The 6,190-nt window shown below is 39.4% G+C and carries 6 protein-coding genes, 15 tRNA genes and 2 rRNA genes; 1 reads left to right on the top strand and 22 read right to left on the bottom strand.

Annotation, left to right across the window (positions count from 1 at the left end; all coding sequences use genetic code 11):
* The coding region (locus BLW54_RS20205) for a transposase (protein ID WP_139254233.1) at positions 1-229 on the bottom strand (229 nt) is incomplete at its 3' end.
* 122 nt (positions 230-351) lie between these two features.
* Here BLW54_RS20205 and BLW54_RS20200 point away from each other — a divergent pair.
* Positions 352-942, top strand: coding sequence for a recombinase family protein (locus BLW54_RS20200; protein WP_074736539.1), 591 nt, complete (start codon positions 352-354; stop codon positions 940-942).
* A 144-nt stretch (positions 943-1,086) separates the two neighbouring features.
* Here BLW54_RS20200 and BLW54_RS20195 read toward each other — a convergent pair whose 3' ends face one another.
* The 21 genes from BLW54_RS20195 to BLW54_RS20100 all read right to left on the bottom strand — a co-directional run.
* Positions 1,087-1,308, bottom strand: a complete 222-nt coding sequence (locus tag BLW54_RS20195) for a hypothetical protein (RefSeq protein ID WP_074736538.1) — start codon at positions 1,306-1,308, stop codon at positions 1,087-1,089.
* Between the two features lie 297 nt (positions 1,309-1,605).
* Positions 1,606-2,526 (bottom strand): YonV family putative phage-derived protein, encoded by a 921-nt coding sequence (locus BLW54_RS20190; RefSeq protein WP_341853327.1) that lies wholly within the window; start codon positions 2,524-2,526, stop codon positions 1,606-1,608.
* A 110-nt stretch (positions 2,527-2,636) separates the two neighbouring features.
* Positions 2,637-2,870, bottom strand: a complete 234-nt coding sequence (locus BLW54_RS21260; protein ID WP_341853326.1) for a hypothetical protein — start codon at positions 2,868-2,870, stop codon at positions 2,637-2,639.
* A 216-nt stretch (positions 2,871-3,086) separates the two neighbouring features.
* Entirely contained in the window at positions 3,087-4,067 is a 981-nt protein-coding gene (locus BLW54_RS20185; protein ID WP_074736537.1) for a tyrosine-type recombinase/integrase, read from the bottom strand.
* Between the two features lie 175 nt (positions 4,068-4,242).
* Positions 4,243-4,324, bottom strand: a tRNA-Leu gene (locus BLW54_RS20180).
* 9 nt (positions 4,325-4,333) lie between these two features.
* A tRNA-Cys gene (locus BLW54_RS20175) sits at positions 4,334-4,407 on the bottom strand.
* Positions 4,408-4,466: 59 nt separating this feature from the next.
* Positions 4,467-4,541 (bottom strand) — tRNA-Gly (locus BLW54_RS20170).
* A gap of 8 nt (positions 4,542-4,549) precedes the next feature.
* Positions 4,550-4,624: transfer RNA gene (locus BLW54_RS20165), tRNA-Gln, on the bottom strand.
* Between the two features lie 28 nt (positions 4,625-4,652).
* Positions 4,653-4,728, bottom strand: a tRNA-His gene (locus BLW54_RS20160).
* A gap of 12 nt (positions 4,729-4,740) precedes the next feature.
* Positions 4,741-4,811 (bottom strand) — tRNA-Trp (locus BLW54_RS20155).
* A gap of 17 nt (positions 4,812-4,828) precedes the next feature.
* Positions 4,829-4,914 (bottom strand) — tRNA-Tyr (locus BLW54_RS20150).
* Positions 4,915-4,933: 19 nt separating this feature from the next.
* Positions 4,934-5,009, bottom strand: a tRNA-Thr gene (locus BLW54_RS20145).
* Between the two features lie 7 nt (positions 5,010-5,016).
* Positions 5,017-5,092: transfer RNA gene (locus tag BLW54_RS20140), tRNA-Phe, on the bottom strand.
* A gap of 22 nt (positions 5,093-5,114) precedes the next feature.
* Positions 5,115-5,191 (bottom strand) — tRNA-Asp (locus tag BLW54_RS20135).
* A 4-nt stretch (positions 5,192-5,195) separates the two neighbouring features.
* Positions 5,196-5,272, bottom strand: a tRNA-Met gene (locus tag BLW54_RS20130).
* A gap of 43 nt (positions 5,273-5,315) precedes the next feature.
* A tRNA-Val gene (locus tag BLW54_RS20125) sits at positions 5,316-5,391 on the bottom strand.
* A 6-nt stretch (positions 5,392-5,397) separates the two neighbouring features.
* Positions 5,398-5,472 (bottom strand) — tRNA-Glu (locus BLW54_RS20120).
* A gap of 9 nt (positions 5,473-5,481) precedes the next feature.
* Positions 5,482-5,574, bottom strand: a tRNA-Ser gene (locus BLW54_RS20115).
* A gap of 4 nt (positions 5,575-5,578) precedes the next feature.
* A tRNA-Asn gene (locus BLW54_RS20110) sits at positions 5,579-5,653 on the bottom strand.
* 10 nt (positions 5,654-5,663) lie between these two features.
* A 5S ribosomal RNA gene (gene rrf / locus BLW54_RS20105) occupies positions 5,664-5,777 on the bottom strand.
* A 157-nt stretch (positions 5,778-5,934) separates the two neighbouring features.
* A 23S ribosomal RNA gene (locus BLW54_RS20100) occupies positions 5,935-6,190 on the bottom strand; the annotation flags it as partial.

The following is a 6,190-nucleotide window of genomic DNA, read 5'->3' as shown; positions in this document are numbered from 1 at the left end:
GTCGCTGGTTCTCTTTACGTAACTTGATGAGTTCTTTTTGTTCAGGTGTGCGATTATCTTCTTCTTTAAATGAACCGGATTGCCGATACTGACTGATCCATCGATCAAAAGAAGAAGAAGTCAATTCATACTCTTTAATAATTTCTTTTCTAGATTTACCATTCTCATAAAGCTGAACAATCTGTTTCTTAAATTCCTCCGTAAACGTACGACGGTTTCTTTTGGTCATGGTCCGCTCTCCTCGACTGAAATATTTAGTAAAGTGTACCGGACCTTAACGAAACTGTCCAATCAAGTGTAGCCTATCCAAAGTCGTATCAAATGATCACATGAAAAAGGGGCTATTAAACAATGATTTTTGGGTATGCAAGAGTCAGTACTAACAGGCAGGAATTAGACATACAAGTTAAAGCACTTAAAGAGGCAGGGGCTACAAAGATATTCAAAGAAAAAATCAGCGGTGCTAAAGCTGATAGAAAAGAATTAACTAGAACATTAGATGCAATTAAAGCTGGGGATACACTTATAGTAACCAAAGCTGATCGTATTGCACGTTCTCTTTCACATTTAGAAAAGATCGTCACAGACTTAACTAACAGAGGCGTAGCGGTGAATATCCTTAACATGGGTATGTTTACTGTGGAAACCATGCAAAACCCTATGACTAAATTGTTATTTAACGTACTAGGGGCATTTGCTGAGTTTGAACGTTCAATGATACTTGAAAGAACTCAGGAAGGAATTAAGGATGCTAAAGATAAGGGTGTTAAGTTCGGCAGAAAGTCTAAAAAATACACTATAGAAGGTTCTTTATTACATGCTATTGAACAAGTTGAAGCGGGGGCAATGTCTCAACCTAAAGCGGCAGAATTCGCAGGGTGTAGTGTAGCAACTTTTAAAAGAAGATTAAAAGAATATAGAGAAGAAAAGACGACACCGTAAAAAGGTAATCGTCTTTTTTTATTGATTTGTGCATACTTTACCTTTGACCACTTTCAAACCTTGCCCTGCCTGGGATTGTGCATTTTTTTATTTTCACAGTGCACAACTTTGCACAACAGGTAAGCGGTAATACAGGAGAATAATCTACTCAAACAAGGTCTTCACTTTCTTAGGTTGCCTATATTCAAAGTCTAGAAATGCAAAATAGCAATCTTTACGACTCTTGCCATTCACAATACTTTTAATGGTCATTTTAGATACAGGAAACCTTTCTTCTATTTGATAAGGTTTCAAACCCTTCACCCTATTTAAAAACAATATTTTATAAACATCTTTGTCCTCTAGCTTAACATTGTTGAAACTCATTACTTTATCCTCCTCTATATTTAAATCTGTGGTATTAGAAACCAAGTTATTTAAAGATATACACTCAGCTACGCTTCGTGTGCTTGGGCTACCGCCCAACCAATTATATTCGCCCTAATAACATGGAGTGTGGTAGCTTTAGCTATCACATGGAGTGTTATAGGGACGTAAGTTATTTATACTTTTTTAGTTCTTTCTTATAAGGGAATATCCCAAAAACCTTGATATATCAACGTTTACAGCAATCCTTTATACCTTTTTTTGAATAGCACTTTTCACTAACATTCTCTAAATTACTTATAGATTATTACTTAGGTACTCTTCTAGTAATGTCCTCATTCTTCTGCTAGGAATATAAACATAGATCGACTCTCCTTTCCTTATCCTACTTCTAAACAGCCATTGAAGTAATTCAGATAAAGCAAATAATTCCTCATCTATCCTAACGCCTTTACTGCTAAAGAATTTTTTTGTTATTGGATTCATATAACGGTTTGCGAAGTAAATACAAGTAGACTTATTTGCGTAGTCATTCGTAGCCCTCGCTGTTACAGCAACAAATTGTTTCTTTAAATTTTTAGGACACACCCTTTTCTCGAATTGCTTGAATGTTGTCCACATAACTTCATTGCTGGGAACCTTTGCTTTGTTATGATAGAAATTAAATCCATTATTCTTTAAGAGTTTTTGTTGATTTGTATTTCCAACTAAGTTGGTTAATTTACTTTTGCTAAAAGCAGAATGTTTTTCGCCCATCTTATTTAAATTTGTTTTATCAGTAGGGGCAGAATGATAGATTTGAATTAGTTCTCTCAAATGACGTTTATCTTCTTTGTGTAAAGGAATGTAATCAACCAATTTATAATAGCCATCCATTTTCGCTACGGAATAATATGTGTAATCCACTTGAAAAAGATCATAATAGTAACTTTGGATTTGTCCCTTGAACATATAGGTAAGTACATAGACTTCCTCAAACCCTCTAAAAGCTGAGACTGGAAACAGCCAGTACATTGCTGTGTTCTCATAAATCATTAGGTTATTAGCATTGGCAAGGTTTCGAATTTGTTCAAAATGTCCATAAAAATATTCCTCACTGTTCCAATGAACAAATCCTTTATCATCAATAGTTATCATAGGTTCTTCCCCGTTTGATTTAGTAGATGTAAGTACATTCAAATCATCTTTAGATATTCCTACTTGATCAATAACATTCATGACCTCATCTAATATTAAGATGTAACCTTGCATCTCTATCAGATCAATCAGTTCAGTGTCTACACGCTGAAAAAGTGCGTGAGTTGAAACAATGTCATATCCACCTAAAATTAACTGTTAAAATCATCCAATTTAGTGCCATCATTTTCATTTTGGGGCTGTGTAAACTCTCTGTCTGTTGAATCTATGACACGTTTAACTTCATTTAGGAACGGTGTGATATAAATAAACCTTTTGTGTCTGGGACTATTATTCATATACTGAATAGCCCAGCTTGTTTTTCCGCTTCCCATAATTGAATCTATAACGTTTATTTTCGTGTGAGTTGGTTTTTTTACTAACATTTCTTCATCTCCTATCTTTTGTCCTTACATGGATGCACTTGCGGATAAGTTGAATAATAGGACATATGATTACTTCTTTTTCTGTCCATTTATATAGGCACAACCAACCGATCCGCTTCCACATTTAATCACTAGCAGCAGTGAGGTATTTTAGGACACAAAAAAAAGCCCCTAGAGTAAAAAACTCTAAAGGCTTAAGAATGTTCATTATGATAGTCAATGTAATACTTTTAGTGGAGAAAACTTTTTATGACTCTCTCTAACATCATTACCAAACAGATTCACATATATTTTTACTACTTCCATACTGGTATGCCCTAAAATAGTTTGTAACTCAAATATATTCGCCCCTTGCTGAACGCTTAGCTTTGCAAATGTGTGCCTGAATGTATGACAGCTACATCTAACATCTTTTATTTTTGCCATATCACCATATTTAATAATCCTTTGTTGAATACCTCTCTTAGTAAGCCTAGTACCGTCAACCGTCACAAATATAGCTTCTGTTTCCACATAACCACGTATTGCAATATATTTCTTTAACTGTTTTTTCATTTCATTTTGAATAGGTACTAACCGTTCACGGTAACTTTTAGCGTTCCTAATGCAAATCAGATCATCTTCCCACCTTATATCGTTCAGCGAAAGACCTGCTAACTCATTTACACGTATTCCACTCTCAAGCATTAACATCATTATTGTATAATCCCTAATCCCAGTAAAAGTTTTCAAATCTGGCTGTTTAAATAGCTTCTTTAACTGTTCTCTAGTAAAGGTGGCTATTACCGTTTTCCTATCTTTTAAAAGCTTAATATTCTCAAAAGGATTCTTAGGGATATGCTTCTGTTTAGAAAGAAAGTTAAACAAAGCACGTAAAGCCCTTAGGCGAGTATTGATAGTAACTATTCTGTTCCCTTTATAATTCTTCATGTACAATATTACATTTTCCTTTGCGTGTTCCTCAGTAAAGTTGTACGGCTTTAATAGCTGAGTATCTATTCCTTGATCTCTTAAGTTATTCAGAAAAGCACTAAATTCATTCGTGTAATATTTTATAGTGTGTGGTCTTAAATTTCGTAACTCACAATCCTGAACAAATAAATTTATTGCTTCCTCGAATGATTCTACATGTGACTTTGTTTCGCTTTCTAGGATAGCCAATTCCTTTTCGTCTAAGGTATTTTTACGTCTAGCCATTTTGACAATTCCCCTTCCTCTGTGAACACGATTAGTGCACACGATTTGAAGTTATATTGTCGTGTGAATAGAAGCCATTAAAACAAGAAAAAACGCCTTCCTACATTACTGTAGAAAGACGTTAAAAACGTTGATATTACTTAATTCTTCTGTAATTGACGTTTTATAAATTTAGTACCGGTGGTCGGGGTCGAACCGACACTCCGTGAGGAACACGATTTTGAGTCGTGCGCGTCTGCCAATTCCGCCACACCGGCATTTGTCTATGGAGGCGGCAACCGGAATCGAACCGGTGATAAAGGAGTTGCAGTCCTCTGCCTTACCGCTTGGCTATGCCGCCATATCACGTTCAATTACGATTGTATCATATTCAAGTTAGATTGAATATGTGAATTTCATTGGAGCGGGAGACGGGATTCGAACCCGCGACCCCCACCTTGGCAAGGTGGTGTTCTACCACTGAACTACTCCCGCAATTAAAGTGGCTGGGCCAGCTGGATTCGAACCAGCGCATGACGGTACCAAAAACCGTTGCCTTACCGCTTGGCTATGGCCCAATATTAGAATTTTCTTTATATATTTTAATGGGGCGGCTGATGGGAATCGAACCCACGAATGCCGGAACCACAATCCGGTGCGTTAACCACTTCGCCACAACCGCCATATTTAAAAGCAGGGGTAGTAGGAATCGAACCCACATTGACGGTTTTGGAGACCGTAGTTTTACCATTAAACTATACCCCTATTTGATTTAAAATAAATGGTGGAGGGAGTAGGACTCGAACCTACGAACCCGATGGGAGCGGATTTACAGTCCGCCGCGTTTGGCCAACTTCGCTATCCCTCCACGCTGAAAAACTTTCAGATGGTGCCGGCCAGAGGACTTGAACCCCCAACCTACTGATTACAAATCAGTTGCTCTGCCAGTTGAGCTAGGCCGGCTTTTAGATGGTGGCTCGGGACGGAATCGAACCGCCGACACACGGATTTTCAGTCCGTTGCTCTACCGACTGAGCTACCGAGCCAAACTATGTATTAGATTTAAAGTGGCGGTCCGGACGGGACTCGAACCCGCGACCTCCTGCGTGACAGGCAGGCATTCTAACCAACTGAACTACCGGACCATTTTGGTTGCGGGGACAGGATTTGAACCTGTGACCTCCGGGTTATGAGCCCGACGAGCTACCAGACTGCTCTACCCCGCGATAATATGAACTCTTATAAGAATTCATTATATAGTTTTTGTTATGGTGGAGGATGCAGGGTTCGAACCTGCGACCCCTTGCTTGTAAGGCAAGTGCTCTCCCAGCTGAGCTAATCCTCCGGTAAGTGGTGACCCGTACGGGATTCGAACCCGTGTTACCGCCGTGAAAGGGCGGTGTCTTAACCACTTGACCAACGGGCCAATAGAAGATGGCGGAGAGTGAGGGATTCGAACCCTCGAAACCGCGGTAACGGTTTACACGAATTCCAATCGTGCTCCTTCGGCCAACTCGGACAACTCTCCATTATGGCTCCAACGGTAGGATTCGAACCTACGACCGATCGGTTAACAGCCGATTGCTCTACCACTGAGCTACGTTGGAATGTTTGGAAACCTGGCGACGTCCTACTCTCACGGGGATAAACCCGACTACCATCGGCGCTGAAGAGCTTAACTGCTGTGTTCGGCATGGGAACAGGTGTGACCTCTTCGCCTTCATCACCAGATCTCTTGATCTCTGTTTTCAGGGACAAGATATATTATATTGTCCTTTAGAGAAAAAATCAAGGGGTAATTTCATTTTTTTTGAAAACCCTCAAAACTGGGTAAGGAAACATTCAAGAATGAAAAAGGAAGAGTCTTTTCACGAACGATATTGATCAGATAGATAAGTCATCGATCCATTAGTATCCGTCAGCTCCACGTGTCACCACGCTTCCACCTCGGACCTATCAACCTCATCGTCTCTGAGGGATCTTATTTGCTTAAAGCAAAGGGAAATCTCATCTCAAGGGGGGCTTCATGCTTAGATGCTTTCAGCACTTATCCCGACCACACGTAGCTACCCAGCGATGCTCCTGGCGGAACAACTGGTACACCAGCGGTGTGTCCATCCCGGTCCTCTCGTACTAAGGACAGC

Origin of the sequence: Halobacillus karajensis (genome assembly GCF_900108515.1) — a bacterium.
In the GTDB taxonomy this organism is placed as follows: Bacteria; Bacillota; Bacilli; order Bacillales; family Halobacillaceae; genus Halobacillus; species Halobacillus karajensis.
Note: the sequence above shows the minus strand (reverse complement) of the source record. Positions and strands in the feature narration are given on the sequence as shown.

Bases quoted from the DNA above. Each gene is read 5' to 3' on its own strand.
- BLW54_RS20195 (WP_074736538.1), bottom strand. From the start codon at position 1,308: ATGAGTTTCAACAATGTTAAGCTAGAGGACAAAGATGTTTATAAAATA.
- BLW54_RS20185 (WP_074736537.1), bottom strand. From the start codon at position 4,067: ATGGCTAGACGTAAAAATACCTTAGACGAAAAGGAATTGGCTATCCTA.
- BLW54_RS21260 (WP_341853326.1), bottom strand. From the start codon at position 2,870: ATGTTAGTAAAAAAACCAACTCACACGAAAATAAACGTTATAGATTCA.
- BLW54_RS20190 (WP_341853327.1), bottom strand. From the start codon at position 2,526: ATGAATGTTATTGATCAAGTAGGAATATCTAAAGATGATTTGAATGTA.
- BLW54_RS20200 (WP_074736539.1), top strand. From the start codon at position 352: ATGATTTTTGGGTATGCAAGAGTCAGTACTAACAGGCAGGAATTAGAC.